The sequence below is a fragment of the Lysinibacillus sp. NPDC056220 genome (assembly GCF_049315265.1).
Classification (GTDB): domain Bacteria; phylum Bacillota; class Bacilli; order Bacillales_A; family Planococcaceae; genus Lysinibacillus; species Lysinibacillus pinottii.
This window is the reverse complement of the sequence record NZ_JBMOXD010000001.1, coordinates 267,220-292,051: the sequence shown is the minus strand read 5'-3', so window position 1 is coordinate 292,051 and position 24,832 is coordinate 267,220. Positions and strand designations below refer to the sequence as shown.

At 37.6% G+C, this 24,832-nt stretch carries 25 protein-coding genes and 1 riboswitch; of the genes, 22 read left to right on the top strand and 3 right to left on the bottom strand.

The window, feature by feature from the left end; genetic code table 11:
* Window positions 1-13 precede the first annotated feature (13 nt).
* The 3 genes from ACOZBY_RS01430 (at window position 14) to ACOZBY_RS01420 (ending at window position 3,576) form a co-directional block, all read left to right on the top strand.
* Window positions 14-1,462 carry a spore germination protein gene (locus ACOZBY_RS01430; protein WP_036167536.1) on the top strand — a complete coding sequence of 483 codons (1,449 nt, stop codon included), beginning with the start codon at window positions 14-16 and terminating at the stop codon, window positions 1,460-1,462.
* Between the two features lie 223 nt (window positions 1,463-1,685).
* Entirely contained in the window at window positions 1,686-3,005 is a 1,320-nt protein-coding gene (gene lysA / locus ACOZBY_RS01425; protein WP_031419110.1) for a diaminopimelate decarboxylase, read from the top strand.
* 199 nt (window positions 3,006-3,204) lie between these two features.
* A complete protein-coding gene (locus tag ACOZBY_RS01420; protein WP_031419112.1) occupies window positions 3,205-3,576 on the top strand; it encodes a GNAT family N-acetyltransferase in 372 nt (123 codons plus the stop codon).
* Window positions 3,577-3,861: 285 nt separating this feature from the next.
* On the opposite strand, the gene ACOZBY_RS01415 is transcribed toward ACOZBY_RS01420, so the two are convergent.
* On the bottom strand, window positions 3,862-4,365 hold the full coding sequence (locus tag ACOZBY_RS01415) for a DUF309 domain-containing protein (RefSeq protein WP_031419114.1): 504 nt from the start codon (window positions 4,363-4,365) through the stop codon (window positions 3,862-3,864).
* Between the two features lie 55 nt (window positions 4,366-4,420).
* On the opposite strand from ACOZBY_RS01415, the gene ACOZBY_RS01410 reads away from it, so the two are divergent.
* From ACOZBY_RS01410 to ACOZBY_RS01325, 18 genes are all read left to right on the top strand, one after another.
* Complete coding sequence (locus ACOZBY_RS01410; RefSeq protein ID WP_036215029.1) at window positions 4,421-5,200, top strand: segregation/condensation protein A; 780 nt, start codon at window positions 4,421-4,423, stop codon at window positions 5,198-5,200.
* Window positions 5,172-5,765, top strand: a complete 594-nt coding sequence (gene scpB, locus ACOZBY_RS01405; protein WP_031419117.1) for an SMC-Scp complex subunit ScpB — start codon at window positions 5,172-5,174, stop codon at window positions 5,763-5,765. The genes ACOZBY_RS01410 and scpB overlap by 29 nt, the downstream gene beginning before the upstream one ends.
* Before the next feature lie 95 nt (window positions 5,766-5,860).
* Window positions 5,861-6,907 (top strand): D-alanyl-D-alanine carboxypeptidase family protein, encoded by a 1,047-nt coding sequence (locus ACOZBY_RS01400; protein WP_012293417.1) that lies wholly within the window; start codon window positions 5,861-5,863, stop codon window positions 6,905-6,907.
* Window positions 6,908-7,358: 451 nt separating this feature from the next.
* Window positions 7,359-8,090: a pseudouridine synthase gene (locus tag ACOZBY_RS01395; protein ID WP_012293418.1), complete on the top strand. Its 732-nt coding sequence runs from the start codon at window positions 7,359-7,361 to the stop codon at window positions 8,088-8,090.
* 327 nt (window positions 8,091-8,417) lie between these two features.
* Window positions 8,418-8,951, top strand: a complete 534-nt coding sequence (gene resA, locus ACOZBY_RS01390; protein WP_012293419.1) for a thiol-disulfide oxidoreductase ResA — start codon at window positions 8,418-8,420, stop codon at window positions 8,949-8,951.
* A gap of 13 nt (window positions 8,952-8,964) precedes the next feature.
* Complete coding sequence (gene resB / locus ACOZBY_RS01385; protein WP_036161013.1) at window positions 8,965-10,641, top strand: cytochrome c biogenesis protein ResB; 1,677 nt, start codon at window positions 8,965-8,967, stop codon at window positions 10,639-10,641.
* Entirely contained in the window at window positions 10,638-11,819 is a 1,182-nt protein-coding gene (gene ccsB, locus ACOZBY_RS01380; RefSeq protein ID WP_012293421.1) for a c-type cytochrome biogenesis protein CcsB, read from the top strand. Before resB ends, ccsB begins: the two co-directional genes overlap by 4 nt.
* Before the next feature lie 115 nt (window positions 11,820-11,934).
* A complete protein-coding gene (locus tag ACOZBY_RS01375) occupies window positions 11,935-12,651 on the top strand; it encodes a response regulator transcription factor (RefSeq protein WP_004232215.1) in 717 nt (238 codons plus the stop codon).
* On the top strand, window positions 12,644-14,419 hold the full coding sequence (locus tag ACOZBY_RS01370; RefSeq protein ID WP_036215032.1) for an ATP-binding protein: 1,776 nt from the start codon (window positions 12,644-12,646) through the stop codon (window positions 14,417-14,419). Before ACOZBY_RS01375 ends, ACOZBY_RS01370 begins: the two co-directional genes overlap by 8 nt.
* Window positions 14,420-14,498: 79 nt before the next feature.
* Window positions 14,499-15,032 (top strand): RNA polymerase sigma factor SigX, encoded by a 534-nt coding sequence (gene sigX / locus ACOZBY_RS01365; RefSeq protein WP_031419120.1) that lies wholly within the window; start codon window positions 14,499-14,501, stop codon window positions 15,030-15,032.
* On the top strand, window positions 15,029-16,312 hold the full coding sequence (locus ACOZBY_RS01360; RefSeq protein WP_012293424.1) for a hypothetical protein: 1,284 nt from the start codon (window positions 15,029-15,031) through the stop codon (window positions 16,310-16,312). The genes sigX and ACOZBY_RS01360 overlap by 4 nt, the downstream gene beginning before the upstream one ends.
* 153 nt (window positions 16,313-16,465) lie before the next feature.
* Window positions 16,466-16,653: riboswitch (FMN riboswitch) on the top strand.
* A 219-nt stretch (window positions 16,654-16,872) separates the two neighbouring features.
* A complete protein-coding gene (locus ACOZBY_RS01355; RefSeq protein WP_031419122.1) occupies window positions 16,873-17,460 on the top strand; it encodes an ECF transporter S component in 588 nt (195 codons plus the stop codon).
* 181 nt (window positions 17,461-17,641) lie between these two features.
* Window positions 17,642-18,988, top strand: a complete 1,347-nt coding sequence (locus ACOZBY_RS01350; protein WP_036161017.1) for a sodium-dependent transporter — start codon at window positions 17,642-17,644, stop codon at window positions 18,986-18,988.
* 200 nt (window positions 18,989-19,188) lie between these two features.
* Window positions 19,189-20,523 (top strand): type I glutamate--ammonia ligase, encoded by a 1,335-nt coding sequence (glnA, locus tag ACOZBY_RS01345; RefSeq protein WP_031419125.1) that lies wholly within the window; start codon window positions 19,189-19,191, stop codon window positions 20,521-20,523.
* A gap of 87 nt (window positions 20,524-20,610) precedes the next feature.
* Window positions 20,611-20,808, top strand: coding sequence for a hypothetical protein (locus ACOZBY_RS01340; protein ID WP_031419126.1), 198 nt, complete (start codon window positions 20,611-20,613; stop codon window positions 20,806-20,808).
* Window positions 20,809-21,410: 602 nt separating this feature from the next.
* Window positions 21,411-22,274 (top strand): AraC family transcriptional regulator, encoded by an 864-nt coding sequence (locus tag ACOZBY_RS01335; protein WP_012293429.1) that lies wholly within the window; start codon window positions 21,411-21,413, stop codon window positions 22,272-22,274.
* Between the two features lie 178 nt (window positions 22,275-22,452).
* Window positions 22,453-22,764 carry a pyridoxamine 5'-phosphate oxidase family protein gene (locus tag ACOZBY_RS01330; RefSeq protein WP_422761319.1) on the top strand — a complete coding sequence of 104 codons (312 nt, stop codon included), beginning with the start codon at window positions 22,453-22,455 and terminating at the stop codon, window positions 22,762-22,764.
* Window positions 22,765-22,773: 9 nt separating this feature from the next.
* Window positions 22,774-22,926 (top strand): hypothetical protein, encoded by a 153-nt coding sequence (locus ACOZBY_RS01325; protein ID WP_422761317.1) that lies wholly within the window; start codon window positions 22,774-22,776, stop codon window positions 22,924-22,926.
* 19 nt (window positions 22,927-22,945) lie between these two features.
* On the opposite strand, the gene ACOZBY_RS01320 is transcribed toward ACOZBY_RS01325, so the two are convergent.
* A complete protein-coding gene (locus ACOZBY_RS01320; RefSeq protein ID WP_036167545.1) occupies window positions 22,946-23,452 on the bottom strand; it encodes a GNAT family N-acetyltransferase in 507 nt (168 codons plus the stop codon).
* A 135-nt stretch (window positions 23,453-23,587) separates the two neighbouring features.
* On the opposite strand from ACOZBY_RS01320, the gene ACOZBY_RS01315 reads away from it, so the two are divergent.
* Window positions 23,588-24,358, top strand: coding sequence for a GNAT family N-acetyltransferase (locus ACOZBY_RS01315; protein ID WP_422761315.1), 771 nt, complete (start codon window positions 23,588-23,590; stop codon window positions 24,356-24,358).
* A gap of 35 nt (window positions 24,359-24,393) precedes the next feature.
* Here ACOZBY_RS01315 and ACOZBY_RS01310 read toward each other — a convergent pair whose 3' ends face one another.
* Window positions 24,394-24,657, bottom strand: a complete 264-nt coding sequence (locus ACOZBY_RS01310; protein WP_080695175.1) for a Parvovirus coat protein VP1-like protein — start codon at window positions 24,655-24,657, stop codon at window positions 24,394-24,396.
* Window positions 24,658-24,832 lie beyond the last annotated feature (175 nt).

Here is a 24,832-nt window from a genome sequence, read left to right as displayed (position 1 = left end):
AAATGGTGACAGCATGACAAATAAATTATTTAGCAGCTTAGAAGAAGCCGAAGATTTTCTTAAGGAGCAATTTGGTGACGGCGAATCATTTGACGTTGGGATTAAGCATTTATTTGTCAAAGATTTGCCGGTTCTTTGCGCCTATATTAGTGGCCTTGTGGATGGCGAAGCCCTAACACAATTACTTTCAAACATGCTCCCTGATGAGGACTATGACATCGATGTGGAGGATGAGAAGGAGTATTTTGAGTCCTATTTTAACTTTCACGGACGTTCAGAGGAAACCGAGCGTAAAGCTTATTTATTAGCCATTTTAAGCGGGCAAGTGACCTTTATTACTAAAAGTGGCTATTGCTACATTGCCGAGCTCAGAAACTATCCAGGACGTTCCCCTGAGGAGCCCGACAATGAAAAGGTAATACGTGGCTCAAGGGATGGTTTTACAGAAGGAATATCTCAAAATACGGCTTTAATTCGTAGGCGTATTCGCAATAGTAATTTACGTTTCGAGCTACATAAAATATCCAAAATCGGCCAAACCGACGTCGCAATAGCGTATATGAAGGATATTGCCAATGAAGATATGCTCGAAAAATTACGACAGCGCCTTGACCAGATTAACCACGATGGTTTAACAATGGCTGATAAATCATTAGAAGAATGGCTGTTTAAGCAAAAATTCCATCCAGTTCCGTTTGTTCGTTACACGGAAAGGCCAGATATTGCTGCGGCGCATTTACTGGAAGGGCATATCGCCATAATGGTAGATACTTCACCATCTGTTATTCTTGTGCCAATTACAATTTTCCATTTACTGCAGCATGCGGAGGAATATAGACAGGCGCCATTAGTTGGAACATTTGTACGTTTTATGCGGTATTTCGGCGCTATTATGGGTTTACTTTTATTACCTTTGTGGTATGTATTTGCAACAAATGAATCATTGCTGCCAGATGCTCTTTCTTTTTTAGGGACCCAGGAGAAATCGCATGTACCCTTATTACTGCAAATACTTATTGCAGATATTGGTATTGAATTTTTGAGGATGGCCGCCATTCATACCCCAACACCGCTGTCTACTGCGATGGGCTTGGTTGCGGGGGTAATTATTGGTCAAATCGCGATCGATGTGGGACTATTCTCAGCAGAGGTTGTACTCTATACAGCGGTTGCAGCTATTCTCATCTTTATTATCCCGTCCTATGAGCTAAGTATATCCATAAAAATATTTAGGCTGTTCTTATTGATTATGGTAGGTATTTGGGGCGTTAATGGTTTATTCATTGGCATATTCTTAGTGTTTACGTATTTATGTTCATTACGACCAATGCAGGCACCATATTTTTGGCCGCTTGTCCCATTCTTCCCAATGGCGATGCTACGTGTTCTTATTCGTTTCCCAATGACGGCAGATGCATTAAGACCTTATGTAGTTGCTTCCAAACAGCGAAAAAGATCATAGGAGCCGTTGCACTCGATTTTTTCATGTGATAAAGTTCACATATAGTATTTTGTGATTTTTGCAAAAATTATTTTCATTCAGCAAAAGGGAGGTTTTATACATAGGCCACTTGAAGCTGGATGAAATTAATTTTTGGTGGGACTACTTTATTACCATAGGGTAGATCCTACCATATTTCTGTAAAAGTGACAGAATGGAACGAAGTGAAAAGGGAGAGATGCACATGCATTTATATGGAACACAAGCGATTTCTGAGAATGGTCATTTAACAATTGGACAGGTAGACACACTAGAGCTTGCCAAAGAGTACGGTACACCACTTTTTGTGTATGATACTGCACTTATTCGGAAGCGTGCTCGCAGCTTTATCGATACGTTTAAAAAACTAGGCGTAAAAGCAGAAGTAGCTTATGCTTCAAAGGCATTTGCATGTGTAGCTGTGTATCAATTAGCAGCAGAAGAAAACCTATCTTTGGATGTTGTATCAGGTGGAGAATTATTTACAGCTATAAAAGCAGGTTTTCCAGCTGAGCGCATTCATTTCCATGGCAATAATAAAAGCATTGCAGAATTAGAGCTAGCTTTTGACTCCAAAATCGGTTGTATTGTTGTAGATAATTTCTATGAGATTCAGCTTTTGAAAGAAATATCTGAACGTCGCCAACAAAAAATGCGTATATTACTACGTGTTACACCAGGGGTTGAAGCACATACGCATGATTTCATTACGACAGGTCAAGCTGATTCAAAATTTGGTTTTGACTTAAACAATGGTCAAGCGGATGAGGCATTCCAACAAACATTTAACCATGAATTCTTAGAGCTATTAGGCTTACATTGTCACATCGGCTCACAAATTTTTGACACTGCTGGCTTTGGGTTAGCAGGAGAAAAATTGATTGACAAAATTTCTGATTGGAACAAGGCTCACGGATTTACATGTACTGTGTTAAACTTAGGTGGGGGCTTTGGTATTCGTTATACTGAAGAAGATGCACCGCTTGAACCGCAAGTATATGTAGAGGACATGATTACAGTAGTGAAAAACAAAGCAACTGTACTTGGACTAAAAATGCCAGAAATTTGGATTGAACCAGGTCGATCACTTGTCGGTGATGCAGGAACATCTCTTTATACAATCGGATCACAAAAAACAGTACCAGATGTGCGAAAATATATTGCAGTTGATGGTGGGATGAGTGATAACATCCGCCCAGCATTATATGACGCTAAGTATGAGGCAATCATTGCAAGTAAAGCGAATGAACCGAAAAATGAAATTTATACTGTTGCTGGTAAATTATGTGAATCTGGCGATAAATTAATTATTGATGCTAAACTACAAGACGCAGCTTCAGGTGATGTTTTAGCCATTTTCTGTACAGGTGCATATGGTTATTCTATGGCAAGTAACTATAACCGTGTTCCTAGACCTGCTGTTGTATTTGTAGAGAATGGACAGCATCAATTAGCTATTCGCCGCGAAAGTTATGAAGATATTGTGCAAAACGATCTCCCGCTAACTTTAAAAAAGGGTGAGTAAATTTGAGAAAGAATAAATGGGTATTACTAGCATCCATTTCAACTTTTATTGTGTTGTGGGGTATTGTCTATTGGGTGTTGGCGTCTAAAGGAATTCTCGGACCTGGTTCGTAAGACAGAAATTGGCTTGCGGTAAAAGTACAAATCGTGTAGGATAGTCAAAGATTATGTACAGCTAGAAAAAGAGGGAATAGACAAATATGTTAATTCGATATAAAAAAGCTTTAGAGAAAATAGCAATGGGGCTACTTTCGTTTATGCCGAACGAAAAAGACGTAAAAAAGCTTACCGAGACCATCCACTCCTATGAAAATGATGATAACTGGGTTTTATACTTATGGAAAAAAAATGATGAATACGTTGGCATTGTTGGGCTGGTAACAGATGAGAATAATACTGCTACGATCCAACATGTATCTGTTGTGCCTTCCTATAGAGGCGAGGGTGTTGCGAAGGAAATGCTTCAGGAAATAGGAGTGCTAGGTCAATATGAACATGTACGCGCGACAGATGAAACACGTCAATTAGTTCAAAAATGTATCAATTGCATCGAAAAAAAAGCAGACGAGTAACATCGTCTGCACATACTGTAGACAAAAGCCATCGAGCATTCACACTCTCGATGGCTTTTGCCATTCTCAATTGGTAAATTACTGTAGAGATAACGACTCTAAATGACTACGTCTCATCCCTTGAATAGTACTTGGGTTATCAGCGTTTTAGCATCCCAAAAGTTTCGTTGATTGAAACAAAGCCGACTCCTGCGGAAAAAGCGAGGGAATCGAAATTCAGGATATCACGAAGCTAAGGAAGCGATGAAATCAGCACATCTTCGCCAGCGGTGCACGTAGTGGAAATTAACGTCTACCTTTTCTTTGTTTACTTTCTTGTCGCTCTGCAAGTATATGTGAGCGATCTCTTAGCATATGCTTATGAAGAAGATAGTTTGAGTTACTATAGGGTAAAATTTGTATACGGGCTATTGTTAATTCCAGCAACTTAGGTGAAAGGGGGAGCTGGAATGCATGAAAGGACTTGCCTGTTTGAATCGCGGCAAGACAATTTTTTATTTCTGTCAGGAGTTGATAGTAACTAATTTCATGGAAAAAGATATGATCTTCATTTTGTTGAAAATTATAAAGTGCTTTTTCTAAAATTCGTATAGCGCCAGTATCATTACCACGCCGCCAATGGTATAAGCCTGTTGCAAGTTGTACATAGCCAACCAATGGGTGCATTTTATCACCAGGCGCGATTTCCTTCCAATATTCCTCAAGCACTTCATGGCATTCAAAAAAATCCTGATTGCCATTAAAATAAGCGCAGTAATCAATAAATAAAGTATGATGCTGTGGATGCATTTTGAACTCCTTTCCACTATACTATAAGAACATAGAATCTCAGGGTGGTAAAATTATGTCTTACGAAGTAAAATTAGATGCCTTTTCAGGGCCTCTTGATCTATTATTGCATTTAATTCACAGGTTGGAAATTGATATCTATGATATCCCAATGGCTGAAATCACACAACAATATATCGACCATATACATGCCATGCAAGTATTGGAGTTAAATGAAGCAAGCGAATATTTAGTAATGGCCGCAACACTGCTAGCGATTAAAAGCCGAATGCTATTACCTATTCATGAGGGCGAAATGGAAGATGCCGAATTGGAAGTTGATGGCCCAGACCCGCGTGAGGAACTGGTGCAACGATTAATCGAGTATAAGAAATATAAGGAAGCTGCCAGCAATTTGCAAGAGCTTGAAACAGATCGAGCGCAGGTATTTACAAGGCCACCTGCTGATTTAACCGGCTTAGCATCGGAAGAACAAATGGCTTTGTTTGATTTGAATGTGAATATTTATGATATGCTTGGAGCATTTCAAAAATTGATGCGTCGAAAGAAATTAAAGAAACCTCTTAAAACGACAGTAACGAGGCAAGAACGGTCAGTGAAGGATCAAATGCGTTCGGTTGTAGATTCTTTGCGATTAACAGGTGGACGTGCATCATTTTTCGAGCTTTTTCCCTATGAAGATAAGCCGACACTTATTTTGACGTTTGTATCCCTTCTTGAATTGATGAAACGTCAGGTCGTCATCGTAGAGCAAGATGGTAACTTTGAAGAATTAACAGTTACCTTACAGAAGGAGGAATGGGAAAATGACGAAAACATTGATGTTACAGAGTAGAATTGAAGCCTTATTGTTCGTTGTCGGAGATGATGGCTTAACAATTAAACAACTTTCTCAGCTGTTAGGTGAACAAGATGAGATGATAGTACAGGCAATGGATGCCTTGCGAAAAGTCTATGAGGAAGATTTAGCTAGAGGAATAACTGTGAAAGAAATGGCAGGCGTTTTTCAGCTTATTACAAAATCAGATTTAGCAGATACTATTCAAAAATTGGTAGAAAATCCAACTGCACAATCCTTATCCCAAGCTTCTCTTGAGGTTTTAGCGATTGTAGCCTATAAACAACCAATTACTAGGGTAGCTATAGAAGATTTACGAGGTGTAAAATGTGAAAGACCTATACAGACTTTAGTATCAAGAGGGTTGATTAAAGAGGTAGGGCGTTCAGAAGGAACTGGACGTGCTATCCTATATGGAACAACTAAAGAATTTTTACACTATTTTGGTCTAAACAGTGTAGAGGAAATGCCACCTCTGCCAGAGGAGGAGTTTGCAGAAACTGAGCAAGAAACCGATTTATTTATGACCAAATTCCAAGAAGCTTTTAATGGTGCAAAGTAATGTATAGGAATAATGCATAACGACCAACATAAATCTATACTTTCCTATCATATTGAATAAGGAGTGGCTCGTTGCTTCGGTTATTTCGATTAATAATGTTGATGATCATTGTGTTAATGGTAATACTTCCTCAATCAAGCTTTGCGAGAGGAGGAAGTGGCTATGCGGTCTTAGATGGAGAGACAGGTCGCGTGTTAATAGGTTCAAATAGTAATGAACGGCTACCAATTGCTAGCTTAACGAAAATTTGGACGGCACTTGTGGCTATCGAAAATAGTGATTTGCAAGAGGAAGTTGTCATCTCACCAAAGGCTGCCATGGCTGAGGGAAGTTCTATTTATTTGCAGGCAGGCGAAACGGTAACCGTAGAAACGTTATTATATGGTTTAATGCTTCGTTCAGGCAATGATGCTGCGACAGCTTTAGCAGAGCATGTAGGGGGTTCTGTTGAAGGCTTTGTCAAATTAATGAATGAAAGAGCCGTTATTGCGGGTCTTACCAATACGGTTTTTATGAACCCCTCTGGCTTACATCATGAAGAGCATTTATCTTCTGCAAGAGATACTGCTGAGATGCTAAGAGTCGCTTTACAAAATAAAACATTTGAGAAAATTGCCTCAACGGTTCTTTATAAAGCGAATACGGTTAACGGAATGCTATGGGAGAATAAGCATCGACTATTAAGAGAAGGCTCAGGGATGGCTGCGGAAATTGATGATGAAACAGAACAACCTGTGAGTTCTTTAAAATCTGCTACTGGAGTTGCCTATGCTGGTAAAACAGGTTTTACAAAGGTAGCTGGTCGTACGCTTGCAACAGCCTTTCAAAAGGATGGGCAAACCTGTATTGTTGTCACGTTAAATGAATCGGATGATTGGAATGTTCATCGAAGCTTTTCTAATCAAGTGTGGAGAGATTACGATCTTGAAACAGTGGTGAAGAAGGGCAAATACAACGTTAATAAAAAATTGGCTATTCGATTAGAAGAGCCTGTTCGCCTGCAATTAAATAAAGAGGAAAAAGAGCAAGTGCGGCAAGTTTTACACGTTTCAAGAAAACGTCAGGAAGCTGTCTTATCAATCTTTTTAGGTGAAGAACGTATTTATGCAATACCAGTAAAAGTTGAATCAGCGGATCGTTGAAAAAACGATTTGCTGATTTTTTTGTTATATAAGCGGTTGAACTGAATAAGGATATATGATGCGAGAATATCTATTTCCTTAAAATTAATCTAATCAAAGCTTAGCAACTTGGGGTAGCAATGGAAAAATATAAAATTACTCTTGATTACGTTCAAAATAAGAGTGCAAACAGAGCATATAAACATTTTTTTAAAAACGATTTGCTTACTGGTAAAAAGAGTATACTACTAGAAGGGTAAAATAAAATTTTTATTCCTACTATTGCTAAATGTGCTAAAGAAAAATTATTACGAATACTCCAACAATGATTGTGAAATTTGTTTTTCTTTAATATTGCGCTAAAGTATGACATAATTTTCACAGATTAGCGGGAAAATTAACCCTATTCAATTGAACGTGAAATCGATTTTCAACGAAATTGTTAATGTGAAAGAAAACTAGAGGTGAAGAAATGGAAAGATTACAGAAAGTCATTGCTTATGCGGGTGTTGCTTCGAGGCGAAAAGCAGAGCAATTGATAGTAGAAGGTAAAGTAAAAGTGAACGGTATAGTTGTCCGTGAATTAGGCACAAAGGTGTCTAACTCAGATACAATTGAAGTGGAAGGCGTAAAGCTTGAAAAAGAAGATAAAGTTTATTTCTTACTTTATAAACCACGTGGCACTATTTCGGCCGTGACAGATGATAAAGGACGCAAAACTGTCACAGATTTATTTCATCATATTCCGCAACGTATTTTCCCAGTGGGTCGTCTTGATTATGATACATCTGGATTATTGCTATTAACAAATGATGGAGAATTTTCCTATATGTTAACGCATCCAAAATTTAAAATTGACAAAACGTATATCGCACGTGTCAAAGGCATTCCAACAATTGAAGGTCTGAAAAAGCTTCAACGTGGTATTAAATTAGAGGATGGAAAGACAGCACCAGCCAAAGTAAGTATGACATCCTTTGATGAAAATGCTGGCAAGGCAATTTGCGAAATTACGATTCATGAAGGCCGTAATCGCCAAGTTCGACGTATGTTTGAAGCTATTGGTACACCAGTTGTCAAATTAAAACGTGAACGATTTGCCTTTTTAGATTTATACGGACTTGCACCAGGTGAATTCCGTGAATTGTCTAAGCATGAAGTCAAGCAATTGCGTGTGTTAGCAGAAACAGGGAAACTGGATTAAAAGAACTTGCCAGAAGAAAGTGAGGATACTTTAAAAGGAATAAAAACTATTTTCACTTTCTTTTTGGTGAAATCGTTCATAAATCATTCATAATTAATAGCTAAGTGTTTTTGTATCATTTTGCTATAATAGGTGAGAATAGTACGCCTAGTTACATTTTAGCCAGAAGAGCTTAACACATCGTTGACGTACAATTTTCATAGATGTTTTTACATACGTAAAGACGTTTATAAATTGAAAAAGTTCTATGCTAAAGTCTTTATAATGTAAAAAGCTTCATGTCTACAATGTTTACGCAAAGTCGTAAATGATAGGGGGTTTATTAACTTGGAGAAAAAGAAAAAGCGTCTCGTACTACGAACGGTCATTTTAGCAGTATTAGCATTGGCAATCGGGTACACGGTTTATGGAACAGCAACAAAGGAAAAAGTAGAGTTAGTAGCAGTTGGCTCAGAAGCACCTGACTTCACGTTAGTAGATTTAGACGGTGAAAAACATAAATTGTCGGATTATAAAGGACAAGGGGTATTTTTAAATTTCTGGGGAACTTGGTGTAAGCCATGTGAAAAGGAAATGCCTGCGATGGATAGACAGTATCAAATATTTAAAGATCAAGGTGTACAAACTTTAGCGGTTAATATCGCTCAAACGGATTTTGAAGTACAGAATTTTGTCGATCGATATAAATTGTCTTTTCCGGTAGTTATTGATAAAACAAAAAGTGTTATGACTGCTTATAACGTAGGTCAACTACCTGCTACAGTGTTAATTGATCCAGAAGGAAAAGTCGTAAAAATTATTACTGGTGAAATGACAGATGCAAATATTGCTTCGTACATGGAATTAGTGAAGCCGAAATAAGGAGTAAATGACGATGGAAAAAATCATTTGTGCTTGTGGTCATAGTAACCCTTACGGCACGAAGCTCTGTGAGAAATGTGGTCGTCCTTTAACGGAAGAAGAGAAGCAAAATAAAGTTGTTGATATGCGTTATGACGGTACTGCCATTCGTTCTAAAACGTATAACAAATCGATTATCGACAAAATTTGGAATTTCTTCTCTAGTGTTAAAGTTGGTATATCTTTAATTATTATCACATTAATTGCTGCTTCAATCGGAACATTACTACCACAAGAGTTTTATGTAAAAGCCTCTGATATAGAGAAGGGAGCTTATTACGCTGACGTATATGGTACGTTTGGTAAAATTTATTACACGCTAGGACTCTCAGATTTATACAGTTCATGGTGGTTCCAAATTTTAGTTGGTATGCTAGCTGTATCAATTATTGTAGCGAGTCTAGACCGAGGAATCCCACTCTATAAATCACTAAAGAATCAGCGTGTTAAAAGACATGAAAGCTTTATGAAGCGTCAACGTATTATTGGTGAAGGTCAAATAACGGCTGACGCAGAGGAGACGCTTGATAAAGTGGCTCAAAAAATGACTGAAATGAGATACTCTGTTCGTCGAGATGGTAGCGCTCTCTTAGCTGAAAAAGGTCGCTTTTCTCGTTACGGTCCGTACATAAACCATGTCGGTCTCATTATCTTCTTAAGTGGGGTTATGTTACGTCTTATCCCAGGATTTTATGTTGATGAATCAATATGGGTCCGCGAGGGAGAGACACGTGCTATTACTGGCATGGACGGTTATTTCATTGAAAACAAAGATTTTATTTTAGAAACTCACGATAATGAACCTCAAGGAGAGCAAGTAAAACAGGGTGTTAACGTGGTTGCTAAAAACTTCCAAACTGATATTACGCTTTACAAACAGCCTAAAGATGCAATCCCTGGCGATACGGAAAATTTAGAAAAAGTTAAAGATTATTCGATTCGTGTCAATCACCCATTAAAAGAAGATGGCTTCGCTCTTTATCAAATGGATTATCGTCTGAATGAATTAAAGCAAATGAATTTTGAATTAATTAATAAGGCGAGTGAAAAATCACTTGGTAAAGTGGAAATTGATTTAACAAATCCTAAAAAAGAATATGATTTAGGTAATGGGTCTTCCGTGCAAATTCTAGTTTATACACCAGATTTTGATGGCTTTGAAAATGGAGAACCTCAAACAAAAACATCGATTCCAAATAATCCGGCATTTTTATTTAAAATGACTACGCCAGAAACACCAGAAGGCGAAGTAAGTTTTGTGGAAATTATGCAGCCACCACTAGAACCACTGGGCGAAAATAAATATAGAATGAAATTTGCTGCTGCTGAGATGCGTGATATGTCAGGTATTACGGTCCGTAAAGATAGTACAATTCCTATCTTATTTGTTGGTGGAGTTATCTTTATGATTGGTGTCGTAATTGGATCATACTGGAATCACCGTCGTTTATGGCTTCAAGTTGAGCCGGATGGCCGTGTTTTAATGGCTGCCCATGTTAATAAAAATATGTTCAGCATGAAGAAGGATTTAGATGCTGTTACAGCATTTGCTGCATTGCCTCCGTACAAAGATCAGTTAGAGAAAGAAGAGGCTGGCGAAGAGTCCACGGATGGTGGCATTAAAGAAAAGGAAGGTGACAACACCTTATGAGTTTGATTGACATAAGTGGAAACCTGTTATTTGTAGCTTTTATTGCTTATTTAGTTGCGACGTTATTATTTGGTGGTTCCATTAAGCAAGGGAATGCTACGGGTAAAAACACGGGTAAATGGGGTAAGCTTGCCATTGTGGTAACAATTATTGGATTTGTATCACAGCTTGCCTACTTTATTACACGATGGATTTATACTGGACATGCGCCAGTAAGTAATATGTTTGAATTTACAACTGCCTTTGGTATGTTCATTGTTGGTGCGTTTATTTTAATTTACTTTATTTATCGTTTATCTGCACTTGGATTAGTAGCATTACCAGTAGCACTTTTAATTATCGCTTATGCTTCGATGTTCCCGAAAGAAGTAAGTCCATTAGTGCCCTCATTACAAAGCCATTGGTTAACAATTCACGTAATTACAGCGGCATTAGGGCAATCTATTTTAGCGATCAGTGCTGTGGCTGGACTTATTTACTTATTAAAGGTTGTAGATTTAACGAAGCCTTCTAAACAGCGATTTTGGTTAGAAGCCGTTATGTACTGTCTTGTAGTAGTTGTTGGGTTTGTCGCTGTGACATCTACATTCAGTGCAATGGATTATGAATCTAGCTACAATTATGTGGATAAAGAAGGAACTACACGTAAAATTATTTACAATTTACCACCTGTATTCGGTATGAATGAGTATGAGGTGGTTGAAGAGCATGGCATGTCACCAATCGTAGAAATGCCAGCATTAATTAATGCGAAGAAATTAACAACTGTCTTCTGGTCATTATTAGTAGGGTCAGTATTTTATTTATTAATTCGCTTAATTGCACGTCGTCGAATAAGTGCTATTTTCCAACCACTTGTGAAGCGTGTTAACTTACAATTACTTGATGAAATTGGTTATCGTTCAGTGCTAATTGGTTTCCCTGTATTCACCCTAGGCGCTTTAATCTTTGCGATGATTTGGGCGCAAATTGCTTGGAGTCGCTTCTGGGGTTGGGATCCTAAGGAAGTATGGGCTCTTATTACATGGTTATTCTATGCGGCATTCCTACATTTACGTTTATCAAAAGGCTGGGAAGGTCAAAAATCTGCTTGGTTAGCATTAATTGGTTTCGGCATTATTTTATTTAACTTAATTGCTGTTAACTTAATTCTTGCAGGTTTACACTCCTACGCATAACCTGTGAAACAACAAGCCTTTTCGCTGTAGCGAAGAGGCTTTCTTTTCTTTTCAATATGTGTCACACCATGTACAATAGAAGTTAGAGAAAGATTGGAAGAGAGGGATCGTGAAAGTGTCAGAAAATATTTCAGTATTAGTAGTAGATGACGAGGATCGTATTCGCCGCTTATTAAAAATGTATCTGGAGCGAGAAGGTTACCTTGTTGACGAGGCAGAAAATGGTGAACAAGCGATCGAAAAATCTTTAGAAAAAGAATATCACTGTATTTTACTTGATATTATGATGCCTGAAAAAGATGGGCTAGAAGTGTGTGCAGAAATTCGTGAACGAGCAGCAACACCTATTATTTTATTAACTGCTAAAGGTGAGGAAGCTAATCGTGTTCAAGGCTTCGAACTAGGAGCAGATGATTATATTGTAAAACCATTTAGTCCTCGTGAGGTTGTGTTACGTGTGAAGGCTATTTTACGTCGTTCACAGGCATTCTCACCTACGACAAATGCATCCTCTTCAAAAGATTTAGTGGTGTTCCAGCATTTGATGATCGATCATGATGCACACCGTGTAACGGCTGAGGGCATTGAGGTTAATTTAACACCAAAAGAGTATGAATTACTTTACTTCTTAGCGAAATCGCCAGACAAAGTATTTGACCGTGAACAACTACTAAAAGAAGTTTGGCATTATGATTTCTTTGGTGATTTACGTACAGTTGACACACACGTAAAACGTTTACGCGAAAAGCTCAACCGTGTTTCTGAAAACGCTGCTAAAATGATTGTGACAGTTTGGGGCGTTGGTTACAAATTTGAGGTTGTCAATGAATAGAATATGGAATAGTGTTGTCGGGAAGCTATGGGTAACCATATTGCTTCTCGTTTCATTTGTATTATTTGTTTTCACGGTATTAATGCTTGAATTTCTTCAAAACTACCACATGCAGCAAGCAGAAATATCTTTACGTCAAACGGCTGCCACTGTGGCAAGTATAGTGGATGACAATGAAACAGCTGAATCGACTTCGGAACTATTAAAAGATATTTTACCTAAAGGCACCAATGCACTAATTGCAATTAGCCATGTAGAGGTATCCTTTGCCATGCAAGAGGGTGTCAATAAAAAGAAAATTCAAGATACCATTTTGGCGAATAAATCTTTCCGTGAAGTCTTTCAATCAGACGAACCCATTATTAAAGAAATGATGATGCCCTCCTCTACAGATCCAGAGAAAATGGAATCTTATGTAGTGCTAGGCTTCCCCTTGAATGTAGAAAATGCTGTACATGGAGCAGTTTTCATCTATCAGAGCCCCGATGCTCTACATAAAACGTCCAAGGAAACGACGAAAATTGTCTTTTTGGCAGCTTTCATAGCATTTGTCTTGACGACATTTTTTGCGTTCTTCTTGTCTTCTCGTATAACTTCACCACTTAGAAAAATGCGTGAACTGGCATTTGAAATTGCAAAGGGGAATTTTGAAGCAAAAATGCCTACCACTCAAAATGATGAAATTGGACAGCTGGCAGTTGCCTTCAACCAAATGGGTCGTCAATTAAAGCATAATTTAGAGGTTATCAATCAAGAAAATGAACAGCTATCAAATATTTTGACATCCATGACAGATGCAGTGATTACGTTTAATCGTGACCGTACAATATTATTAAGTAATCCACCAGCAGAACGTCTAATGCAAAAATGGTTTGTAAATAAAGGCTCACAAAGTGCTAAACCAATACCGCCAGAGCTTTATCATATGCTGGACCATGTACTCATGTTTGAGGATAAGCTAGAAGAGGAAATTGAAATGGATGGAAATTATTATACTTTTACAATTAGCCCTCTTTATAGTGGAGAAATCATTCGAGGGGCAGTCGCGGTTATTCGTGATATGACAGAACAACATCGCCTAGAAAAACTTAGATCTGATTTTATTGCGAACGTCTCTCATGAATTGCGTACTCCTATCGCCATGCTTCAAGGTTATTCTGAAGCATTGATGGATGATGATTTTATTCAAGATCAGGAAGAACGTAATGAAATTACAAAAATTATTTATGATGAATCCAAACGAATGGGTCGCCTTGTCACTGATTTATTAGATTTAGCACGCATGGAATCGGGGCATATGACGCTCTATAAAGATGAATTACCGATTAATTCTACATTTGAACGTATTACTCAAAAATTTGCACAGGTGGCAAAAGAGAAGCATGTTCATCTACTATTCGATAGTGAATTTAATGACGACGCTATGATTAATATAGATGAGGATCGTATCGAGCAAGTACTCACGAATTTAGTCGACAATGCATTAAGACATACAGATGAGGGGTCTGTCACGGTAAAAGTAGAAAAGGAGCCAACATTTGCTAAAGTTTCTGTTCAAGATACAGGACATGGTATTCCTCAAGATGATTTACCTTATGTCTTTGAACGCTTTTATAAAGCGGATAAGGCACGTACTCGATCTAAGGGTGGTACGGGACTTGGCTTAGCCATTGCACGAAATATTGTAAAGGCACACTCAGGAAATATTATGGTAGATAGTGTGCTTAAGGAAGGTACAACCTTCACATTTTATTTACCGTTCGATTAATAACAGGGTTTTGTTATTAGTTGGCTGTAACTTCTGCGAAAGTAAGACGACAAATAATATAGAACGGGGGTGGAGTGCATTGAATGACTCCGTGTTCCATCGACTTTACGATGCCTATCATCAAGACGTGTTCCAGTTTCTAATCTATCTAGTAAAAAACCGTACACTTGCTGAGGATTTAGCGCATGAGGTTTATGTAAGAGTATTGCGCTCATATGATCAATTTGCAGGCAATAGTAGTGAGAAAACATGGCTTTTTGCAATAGCCAAAAATGTTGCGATTGATCATTTTAGAAAGCAAGCTGTTCGTCAGAAGCATTCGCTTGATTTCTTTGACTGGGAAACGGAACAGCTCCATTCAAACACACCATCACCGGAGGAAATGCTACAGGCCAGTGATGAATTTATGCAAGTAGCGTCAGTATTAGAAAACTGTACTGGCGACCAAAAAATGGTCATTATTATGCGTTATTTCCAGGATTTATCGATAGCAGAAACGGCGCAAATACTTGATTGGACAGAAGCAAAGGTAAAAACAACCCAGCATCGAGCCATTAAATTTTTAAGGCAACAGCTACAGCCGATCAGAGAACAGGAGGCGAAACGGCAATGACACATAAGCCATTTGATGATGAGCAGCTTGAACATGTACTGAACAATGCCCCTAAGCTTTCTGACCACCGTTCGAAAGAAGATATATTAAATCGGTTAATGGCAGATGCTCGCTTGCAAGATAATATCCACCTTCAAGAAGCTATGCAAGAACCTATAGAAGATGAACCATCTCAACAGGAAGATCCTATCATTAAAAAGCCTGCGACAAAATCGAAGGTACGTAATATGCAGATTTTTATGAGTGTAGCCGCAGTCTTTGTGCTAACAATACTCGTTGGCACAGTATGGAAGAATAATCAAGGTGAACAAAAAGATCAAGCGAGTATGCCTGAAACAGCTCAGTATTCTACGATGCAAGAGGATTCAGCGGCAAAGGAAGCGGCAACGCAGGATGAAATGCTGGATTCCAAAAGTATTGTCGCGGAGCATGAGCGCATTTTATCTTTACGTACCTCTGTCTACGAGGAGGATGTAAAGGATGCTGTCGTTTTCCGTATTGGTTTGGCAGGACGCGATGCGGAAAGTGTTCCTATGACGTATGTTATCCCAAATGAACGTGTTGCTACTGATTTTGGAGGAGAGAAGCCTTCTACCTTACGGATGTATGAAAAGTATGCTCCGCAAATTGACGAGGAGGCTAAAGGGTTTACAGAGTATCATCCTTATAAAGGTGAGCTGAAGGAGAAGGATGATAAGCTCATCCATGTCTTGCCAAAGGAAAATGACTATGATGTTGCCTCTGCTACAGTTAATGAATACAAAGGCACAATGGAAGATACCTTCTCGGACTCTGAATATTCCGAAGTAGAAATACAAAATGAAGATGGAACACCCTATGAGTTTTCTCAAGAAGGTGAGCCAAATCAAGCGATGTCTTTAACTAATGCCAAGCGTTATAATTATTACTTGTACCAAGATACTAATGGTGCAGAATATTTATCACCAGATTTCCGTCAAACTTTTGAGACAGTTACAGAAGCACTTACACAGATGAAAAATAAAAATGATGATGTCTATACATCCGTTGTGCCTGAAAATGTGACATACACAGTCAAAGAACAAGAGGAAGGTGTAGTTGTTACCTTTGATATTCCGCTTGATTTAACATCTATGGAGCCAATACGAGCAACTCAATTAATTGAGGCCATGATGTTGACTGCTGCTAGCTTTAATCAGCAGCTACTTTTAGATAATGTTGTGCAAGAAAGCTGGGAAGGGTTTGATTTGAAGGGTTATTTACCAAAGCCAGTGGGACCAAATAAACAATTTTTACCATAGTCGAAGGAAGAATAAAAAAGAGAGGCATTCCCATATAGCGGGAATGCCTTTACTGTTTATAAAACATAGCAATTTAATCGGATTTTTTTGAGCAGAACTATTTACTTTTACTTCATAATTCATTATAGTAAAGCTGTAGTATAAAATAATATGATTCATCTTCGGGGCAGGGTGAAAATCCCGACCGGCGGTAATAGAGTGGTAAATCGCTAGTGAATTTATTCATTAGCTCGATTGATTTATTTTTAACTCTTCAGCCCGCGACCTGTGCGAATTTTCGCATGGCTGACTTGGTGGAATTCCAAGGCCGACAGTTAAAGTCTGGATGGGAGAAGATGAAGGTACGATCGTCATTCATTGTCATGAAATAAACTATGACCGAGCGCTTTTTTGTATGGTTTATTTAACGGTGCTCAAAAATTAGTTGATGAGGACGTTTATTCGTTATGCCTTTCTCCCTTATGCTTTATTAAACGCATAAGGGTTTTTTCATGAAACAATTGAAAGATCGTCACCTTTCTTCTTGCGAGATTGAATCAGCAAAGAGGAGAGAGCTTTCTATGAAGAAAAATGTCAAACTTCAATCGTTTATTACGATTGGCATGCTGAGCAGTATTTCGTTTTTATTAATGCTTTTTAATTTCCCAATTCCACCATTCCCAGCATTTTTAGAAGTGGATTTCAGTGATATGCCTGCCTTACTTGCAGCAATCACGATGGGACCTGTAGCTGGTATTTTAGTAGAGTTGTTTAAAAATGTGTTGGATTGGATTTTCTCAGGCACTCCAACAGGCGTTCCCGTAGGGCACATGGCTAATTTTGTAACAGGTATTTTATTTATATTGCCAGTAAGCTTTATTTTTAATCGCTTTAAAACAATTGCTGGTCTTGTTGGAGGTTTAGCAACGGGAACAGTTGTGATGGCAGTAGGAATGAGTATTTTAAACTATGCTGTATTTTTACCAATGTACACTTACTTTTTAGGAATGGAGCCTGTTGTAGGTGATTCACTATATAAAATGATTGTCGCTGGTATTTTACCATTTAATATTGTCAAAGGAATTTTATTAACGGGTATTATGGCGTTATTATTTACAACAATGCGTAAATGGATTGACCGCCAGCGTTCTATGTATATAACAAAATAAATTGTACTAAACCTCGAGTGAAGAACTCGAGGTTTTTTTGAGATGAAATGGTGGAAGGAAAATAGAAAAAGGTAATAGGTTGTCGAGATATCACTAGTTCTTTTTTAGTAATACCTAGTCGAGAACTCTATTTTCATGTAGAATTAGAGATGAGTTTAGAATGTTAGAGGAGTTTGAAGAGATGAGTGGAAAAAAAGGACAGTGGTCTAGTAAGTTAGGATTTATTTTAGCATCAGCGGGTGCTGCAATTGGACTAGGAGCGATTTGGAAGCTCCCGTATGTAACTGGGCAAAGTGGTGGAGGCGCGTTTTTCTTAATATTTGTGCTATTTACATTATTAATTGGGCTCCCGATGCTATTATCTGAATATATATTAGGGCGAGGTACGCAGTCTGAGGCAATCACTGCCTATAAAAAAATTGCTCCTACAAAGCAGGGGTGGGCATGGATTGGCCGAATGGGTGTTCTCGGATGTTTTTTATTACTAACATTTTATAGCGTTGTCGGGGGCTGGATTTTTATTTATAGTGGGCTAGGATTAACAGGTGCTGTCATTGACCCAGCTATTGATCCTGCAGAGCTATTTGGAAAAATAATTGGTACACCTTGGATTACGCTTGTAGGTTTAGCTTTGTTTACATTAGCAAATGTACTTGTTATTTCATTAGGAGTCCAAAATGGTATTGAAAAGGCAAATAAATGGATGATGCCATTGCTCTTTATTATGTTCATTGTCCTTGTGATACGTGCTGTCACATTAGATGGCGCCATGGAAGGGATAAAATTCTTTTTATGGCCTGATTTCTCGAATATTACAGGGAAATCTATATTAGAAGCTTTGGGGCAATCATTTTTTGGATTAGCAGTAGGATTTTCTTGTCTTGTTACATACAGTTCCTACCTCAAAAAAGATGTAAGTCTTCCGAATTCGGCAGGCTCCGTAGTTATGCTGACGGTACTGGTTTCATTTTTAGCCGGACTAGCCATTTTCCCGGTTGTTTTTGCTTTTGATTTAGAGCCGGCAGCTGGGCCGGGCTTATTATTTATGGTGCTACCAACAGCATTTAGCCAGATGCCGTTTGGGGAAGTATTTTTAGCGATGTTTTTATTATTGTTCTTATTTGCCACATTAACGTCTTCGTTTAGTTTATACGAGATTATTGTAGCGGCATTGATGGAAAATAGTCAAAAAACACGTCTTGTATGGACTTCATGTCTTGGTGTAGTCGTATTTCTCGCAGCCATTCCAGCATCCCTTTCCTCTAGCTTGTTAGCTGATGTATCGGTTTTTGGAAAGAACATATTTGATGCAACTGACTTTTTAGTATCAAACTTAATGCTACCATTGGGGAACTTGTTTATTGCTATTTTTATTGCCTATGTAGTGGATAAGGAATTTGTAAGAAGAGAACTGTTAATGGGAAGTCATATGGGACAGGGATATTATTCAGCCTACAGGTTGTTAATGTTGATTATAGTACCTGTTGTCATTCTGGTAGTGTTCGTTAATATGCTTTTACAATATTAAAAAATAAAATATAAATTAGGTGTATCCATTTAGTTAATGGGTATACCTTTTTTTATGTATCGAAAATCAAGATGAATATATTCTAAAAAAACGATGTTACAAAACCTTACATGAATGTTGCTAAATTTTAAAAAATAATGTATTTTTAAAACAGTCATAAAAAAGTTGTGTTAATTAAATTTACATTGGAGTGGTGGAAAATGAAACATTATACAAAAGAAGGTATTATACGCCGAGTGAAGGAAGAAAATGTGAAGTTTATTCGCCTACAATTTACTGATATATTAGGTACGATTAAAAATGTAGAGATACCTGTGAGCCAATTAGAAAAGGCATTAGACAATAAAGTCATGTTTGATGGTTCTTCGATTGAAGGTTTTGTACGTATAGAGGAATCAGATATGTATTTAAGACCAGACTTTAATACATTTGTAATTTTTCCTTGGACAGCTGAAAAAGGTAAGGTGGCACGCTTTATTTGCGATATTGCAAGACCAGATGGAACACCTTTTGAAGGGGATCCACGATCTAATTTGAAGCGCGTTTTAAAGGAAATGGAGGAGTTAGGCTTCACTTCCTTTAACTTGGGACCAGAGCCAGAATTTTTCCTTTTCAAGCTGGATGAAAAAGGGCATCCGACACTTGAACTAAATGACAGCGGAGGATATTTTGACTTAGCTCCGACAGATTTAGGGGAGAATTGTCGCCGTGATATTGTTTTAGAACTGGAGGGGATGGGCTTTGAAATTGAAGCTTCTCACCATGAAGTTGCACCTGGACAGCATGAAATTGACTTTAAATATGCTAGCGCCATCGAAGCATGCGATAATATTCAAACATTTAAATTAGTCGTAAAAACGATTGCTGCACAGCATGGGCTACATGCAACATTTATGCCTAAGCCACTATTTGGAGTTAACGGCTCTGGCATGCATTTTAACCTATCGTTATTTGAAGGGGATAAAAATGCCTTCTATGACGAACACGCAGAACTTCAATTAAGCGCAACAGCTCGTAGCTTTATGGCAGGTATTATCCAGCATGTACATGGCTTTACTGCTATCACGAATCCACTGGTTAATTCTTATAAACGATTAGTTCCAGGCTATGAGGCCCCATGCTATGTTGCATGGTCTGCTCAAAACCGTTCGCCACTTATTCGTATTCCAGCAGCTCGAGGATTATCAACACGTATTGAGTTACGTTCAGTTGATCCTGCAGCAAATCCTTATTTAGCAATGGCTGTAATCTTAGCATCTGGACTTGACGGCATACGGAAAGATTTAACGCCTCCAGCAGCGGTAGATCGAAATATTTATAAAATGACAGGTCCAGAGCGTGAATTAAATGGTATTGATAGTCTACCATCTTCATTGGAACACGCATTAATTGAATTAGAAATGGATGCAGTTGTACGAGAAGCTCTAGGTGATCATATTTATGAAAAGTTTAATAGAGCCAAAGAAATAGAATGGGATAAATACCGTACACGGGTCCATAACTGGGAGCGTGAGGAATATTTAACGATGTACTAAAAAATATTGGAGCTTATTTTGCTCCAATATTTTTTTACTGACTTTGATACCCTTTTGAACTAACATGAAAGAAAAGGGGTGTGGGCAATGACACAAACGACTCAAGTTGTGACAATCCAAAACAACGATATTGTGCAATTTGAACATGATATTAATCGGGCTTTATTAGATTTGAGTTACTTTTTCATACTTGATATCAAGTACAATACCCTCTATATCGGCGAACAGACGGTCATCCATTCTGCCTTAATTATTTATCAGCATCAAGAAGAGAACAGCCAATAATTTTATATGAAAAAAATCGGTCATGTCGAGAGGCGTGACTTTTTTTATTGACATAAACATAAGAGAAATGGTCGATCTTTTAGGAATGTTAATAGTAGTAGTGCGACCTCATCTTTAGATTTCCATGCAATATCATACATTAATTTATTCAAGATTAAGAAGGGTCATTTGTCCGCCAATTATGATGGCTTCAAAGTAACAGACTTCTACAGCTGCATTAGATTTATCATCGATACTACCTGTAGCCTAATTCTTCGTATACTTCATGATTACAACATGCTTGGAAATTTCCCATTGCCCCCTTTTCATCTGAAGGCATAGCCTAAGTCTTTTCTTCCTCATTTGGTAAGATACGATGATGACACTCCTTGATTTAAGGACAATAAAGGCCTTGTCCGTTATTATAAATATAATGGTTGTTTTTCGATAGTTAGTACAATGGATTTTAGTGGAGAAAGAGCGAAAATCGTATGTAAAGTAACGAAAATAGAAGGAGTGTTAGTGATGAAAAACTGCTTCTACACATACCTGTCCAAAGTTAGCATAAAAAGACAGGCTGGAAAGCATTAACTATTTTAAGATGGTATCAGGGAGTGAGAGCAATGAGTTGGATTGAGTCGATTCAAAAAGCCATTAATTTTATGGAAGATCATTTATTAGAAAACATAACGATTGAACAGATTGCACAGGAGGTTAATTCATCTGTCTTCCATTTTCAGCGAACGTTTGCGATTTTAACGGATATGTCCATTGCGGATTATCTACGACGGAGGAGATTAACATTAGCGGCTCAGGAATTAATGGATACAGATCAAAAAATAATCGATCTCGCCTACAAGTATGGCTATGAAACTCCTGAAGCTTTTACAAAAGCGTTTCGTAAACAGCATTATGTAACGCCGAGTGAAGCGAGAAAGAGGCAAGGACCACTAAAATCATACAATCGCCTGGTGATTCAGGTAAGCTTGAAGGGAGCAGAACCAATGAAGTATAAAATCGTAGAAAAAGATAAGTTTCAAGTTGTTGGGGTGAAAAGAACGTACAATTGCCAAGACGGAGAAAACACTCGGGAAATTCCATTGTTTTGGCAGGAAATCAATGAGAGTGGCTTCGATCATCAGCTATATCAATTAAATAATGGCAACATCAATGGAGTATTAGGTGTTTGTGTACCAAATACAAACCAAGGACAACAGGGCTTCATTGATTACTGGATTGCTACAAATCATGTAGGTGATGTGGGAGAGGATCTATTAACGATGGAAGTACCTGCATCAAAGTGGGTTGTGTTTGAGGTGCACGGGCCAATGCCAGATGCTATGCAAAATACGTGGAAACAAATATATTCAGAGTGGTTCCCCTCCAATCCATATGAGCCAGCAGGAACGGCTGAGCTTGAAGTGTACCCAGAAGAGGATGCGTATAGCCCCGATTCATACTCAGAAATTTGGATTCCAATTAAATAGCGTTAAAGTAATAAAGCCAAGAATGCTAAACGAGTGCATTCTTGGCTTTACTTATGCGCGAAAGGAAAACTATTCTTTTTTTAGATACCATAAAGATGTAAATGAAATATATGTTTTGAGATTAACGTTTTTATTTTTATCGTACTATATTTTGATGAGGGGGTTAACGATAAGAGATATGATTCAAAACAAACGTGTAGAAATTTCTAAAAATGAAGCACGGCAATTTTGGAAGATGGGGAAAGTCGCGTATGTTGCGACAGTTGATGAGGAAGGATATCCTTATGTAATTCTATTTGTTTATGTGTATGAAGGAAATGATAAACTTTATTTGCATATTGGTAATATTCTAGAAAGCCATCTTTGGTCCAATATTAAACAAAACCCTAAAATCAGTATAGAAGTAAGTGAAATGGGCGATTTACACCCAGGGAAAAAATATTCTTACCAATCTGCACTTGTCTACCAAAGTGTAGTGCTATTTGGATAAGTTGTAAGAATGGAAGAGGAGTCAAAGAAGGAATGGTTCTTTGATGCGCTTTTAGAGAAGTATGGTAATCCTGAATGGATATTTGAAAAAGAGGGCTATCCAATTATGCCTAAAATAGAATTATTCAAAGTACTAAGCAAAAAGCTAAGAATGATTAGATAACCATTCTTAGCTTTTTATATTACTCTCTACATAGTACATATACTTGTAAATTTTTTTCAGTGCTATCGTAGCCCTGCAAAATAAAATTCAATTTCTGTAAGACTCTGATGGAATTGATATTCGCCGCATCGACCTTTGCTATAATTGTCGACATGTCCAAATGTGTAAAAGCTACATGGATTAAAGCGATGATACCTTCTGTGGCGTAGCCTTTGCCCCAATGAGTCTTCGCCAAGTCATAGCCAATTTCTGCGGTAGCATTATCGTAATCCACGTTATTAAATCCACAGGAGCCAATGATATGATTACTTGTCAATTCAATGATGGAATAGCGAATGGCACGATGTTCATTAGCTAATTGATTTAGTAATTCAATCATGTCTAGCGCCTGTTCTTCGTGTGTAAAGCTTGAGATATTCATAAATTTCGTCACAGAAGGATCTGACCAAATCGACCATAAACTTTTAGCGTCAGCATTAGCTACTTTTCGTAATAATAATCTTTCCGTGTTCATACATTCAATCAATACTTTTACCTCCAAGATTTTAATGATGTTGGATGAAAAATATTGCTATCTGTGCATAATTCAGTCCCTTCAAATAAATCTATATTTTATTATAGAAGATAAGGTACATAATGCCAATAAAAAGGGGGAAACATCGTGATAAAAGTTACAGTTAATCATTATCCGAGCATTAAACGAAATATTAAAAGGGCTCCAACATTTGTTTATAGTGTTCTCGATCAATTAATAGAAGGAACAGTTTATACAGATACAACTTTATTTCAAACGCTATTAATACATACAAAATCAGGAATTTATTTTGTATATGGTAATTCAACTACTAGTGAAATTGATTGTCAGCTTTCCGCCTGTCTCGAGCAATCTATAAAGCAAGGGGAGCGTTTTACCTTATTTTCATATTCAGAGCAATGGAATACTAAAATTGAACAACTGCTAAAAGGACAGCTAAGAAAACTAGAACGCTATACATTTACATTTAATAAAAGCTTGTATGATGGTAGAGATGAGCAAAAAGTATCGAATTTTTATATGATGTCAATTACTCGACATCATATAAAAAAAGCGATGGAGTTCACCCATGCTTACTATGATGAATATTGGGATTCTACAGCTAATTTCCTGACAAATGGATTTGGTTTTTGTTTATTACATAAAGAGCAAATCATTAGTGAAGCTGTCTCTATTTTTACATCAAACGAATATGCGGAAATTGATATTATGACAGATTCGAATTTTAGAGGTCAGGGATTGGCTAGTTTGATGGCGACAACATTTATCAATCATTGTTTGGCCAACGAGCTAAAGCCTTGTTGGGATTGTGATGTTACAAATAAAGCATCCATTTACTTAGGTACGAAGCTGGGCTTTACCGATCCACTAAAATATGCGATTTATACAAAAAAATAGCCCACGTTGTTTTCAAAACACCGTGAGCTTCGTTGTTAAAAGAAACGATTGCGTAGTTCGAATACTTGATAAAATAGTCTAGCATCTCTCGCCATCTTATTGGGTGTATGCATGTGAGGTCTGAGGCATTGCTGAAACAGTTCATCACAATATCTTATGCTACCGTAACGATCATAACATTCATCATGTAGTTTACAGCAGCTATCCACCGCATTCGTGGGCTCACCTGGTCCCGAGCAACCAGGTCCGCAGTATCGATAGCCAGGATAACAAAAACCAAATTTACGATTTCTTTTCATGGGAGAAACCTCTCTTCTGCTATGTTCTTACTATAAAGTATGTTATTTTTTTCGAGAGAATCGGATAAAAAACTATTAAGTTAATCTTTTGATTTGTAAGGTTCCTGTAAGCTTTAAAAAAAATAGCTGTAAGGATGAAGAGTTATGCTAGCTATAGCATAAAAGATAAGGAGTT

What these genes read in the sequence shown, in the direction of transcription:
- ACOZBY_RS01430 (WP_036167536.1), top strand. Translation starts at nt 14, where the DNA reads ATGACAAATAAATTATTTAGCAGCTTAGAAGAAGCCGAAGATTTTCTT.
- lysA (WP_031419110.1), top strand. Translation starts at nt 1,686, where the DNA reads ATGCATTTATATGGAACACAAGCGATTTCTGAGAATGGTCATTTAACA.
- ACOZBY_RS01420 (WP_031419112.1), top strand. Translation starts at nt 3,205, where the DNA reads ATGTTAATTCGATATAAAAAAGCTTTAGAGAAAATAGCAATGGGGCTA.
- ACOZBY_RS01415 (WP_031419114.1), bottom strand. Translation starts at nt 4,365, where the DNA reads ATGCATCCACAGCATCATACTTTATTTATTGATTACTGCGCTTATTTT.
- ACOZBY_RS01410 (WP_036215029.1), top strand. Translation starts at nt 4,421, where the DNA reads ATGTCTTACGAAGTAAAATTAGATGCCTTTTCAGGGCCTCTTGATCTA.
- scpB (WP_031419117.1), top strand. Translation starts at nt 5,172, where the DNA reads ATGACGAAAACATTGATGTTACAGAGTAGAATTGAAGCCTTATTGTTC.
- ACOZBY_RS01400 (WP_012293417.1), top strand. Translation starts at nt 5,861, where the DNA reads ATGTTGATGATCATTGTGTTAATGGTAATACTTCCTCAATCAAGCTTT.
- ACOZBY_RS01395 (WP_012293418.1), top strand. Translation starts at nt 7,359, where the DNA reads ATGGAAAGATTACAGAAAGTCATTGCTTATGCGGGTGTTGCTTCGAGG.
- resB (WP_036161013.1), top strand. Translation starts at nt 8,965, where the DNA reads ATGGAAAAAATCATTTGTGCTTGTGGTCATAGTAACCCTTACGGCACG.
- ccsB (WP_012293421.1), top strand. Translation starts at nt 10,638, where the DNA reads ATGAGTTTGATTGACATAAGTGGAAACCTGTTATTTGTAGCTTTTATT.
- ACOZBY_RS01370 (WP_036215032.1), top strand. Translation starts at nt 12,644, where the DNA reads ATGAATAGAATATGGAATAGTGTTGTCGGGAAGCTATGGGTAACCATA.
- ACOZBY_RS01360 (WP_012293424.1), top strand. Translation starts at nt 15,029, where the DNA reads ATGACACATAAGCCATTTGATGATGAGCAGCTTGAACATGTACTGAAC.
- ACOZBY_RS01355 (WP_031419122.1), top strand. Translation starts at nt 16,873, where the DNA reads ATGAAGAAAAATGTCAAACTTCAATCGTTTATTACGATTGGCATGCTG.
- ACOZBY_RS01350 (WP_036161017.1), top strand. Translation starts at nt 17,642, where the DNA reads ATGAGTGGAAAAAAAGGACAGTGGTCTAGTAAGTTAGGATTTATTTTA.
- glnA (WP_031419125.1), top strand. Translation starts at nt 19,189, where the DNA reads ATGAAACATTATACAAAAGAAGGTATTATACGCCGAGTGAAGGAAGAA.
- ACOZBY_RS01340 (WP_031419126.1), top strand. Translation starts at nt 20,611, where the DNA reads ATGACACAAACGACTCAAGTTGTGACAATCCAAAACAACGATATTGTG.
- ACOZBY_RS01335 (WP_012293429.1), top strand. Translation starts at nt 21,411, where the DNA reads ATGAGTTGGATTGAGTCGATTCAAAAAGCCATTAATTTTATGGAAGAT.
- ACOZBY_RS01330 (WP_422761319.1), top strand. Translation starts at nt 22,453, where the DNA reads ATGATTCAAAACAAACGTGTAGAAATTTCTAAAAATGAAGCACGGCAA.
- ACOZBY_RS01325 (WP_422761317.1), top strand. Translation starts at nt 22,774, where the DNA reads ATGGAAGAGGAGTCAAAGAAGGAATGGTTCTTTGATGCGCTTTTAGAG.
- ACOZBY_RS01310 (WP_080695175.1), bottom strand. Translation starts at nt 24,657, where the DNA reads ATGAAAAGAAATCGTAAATTTGGTTTTTGTTATCCTGGCTATCGATAC.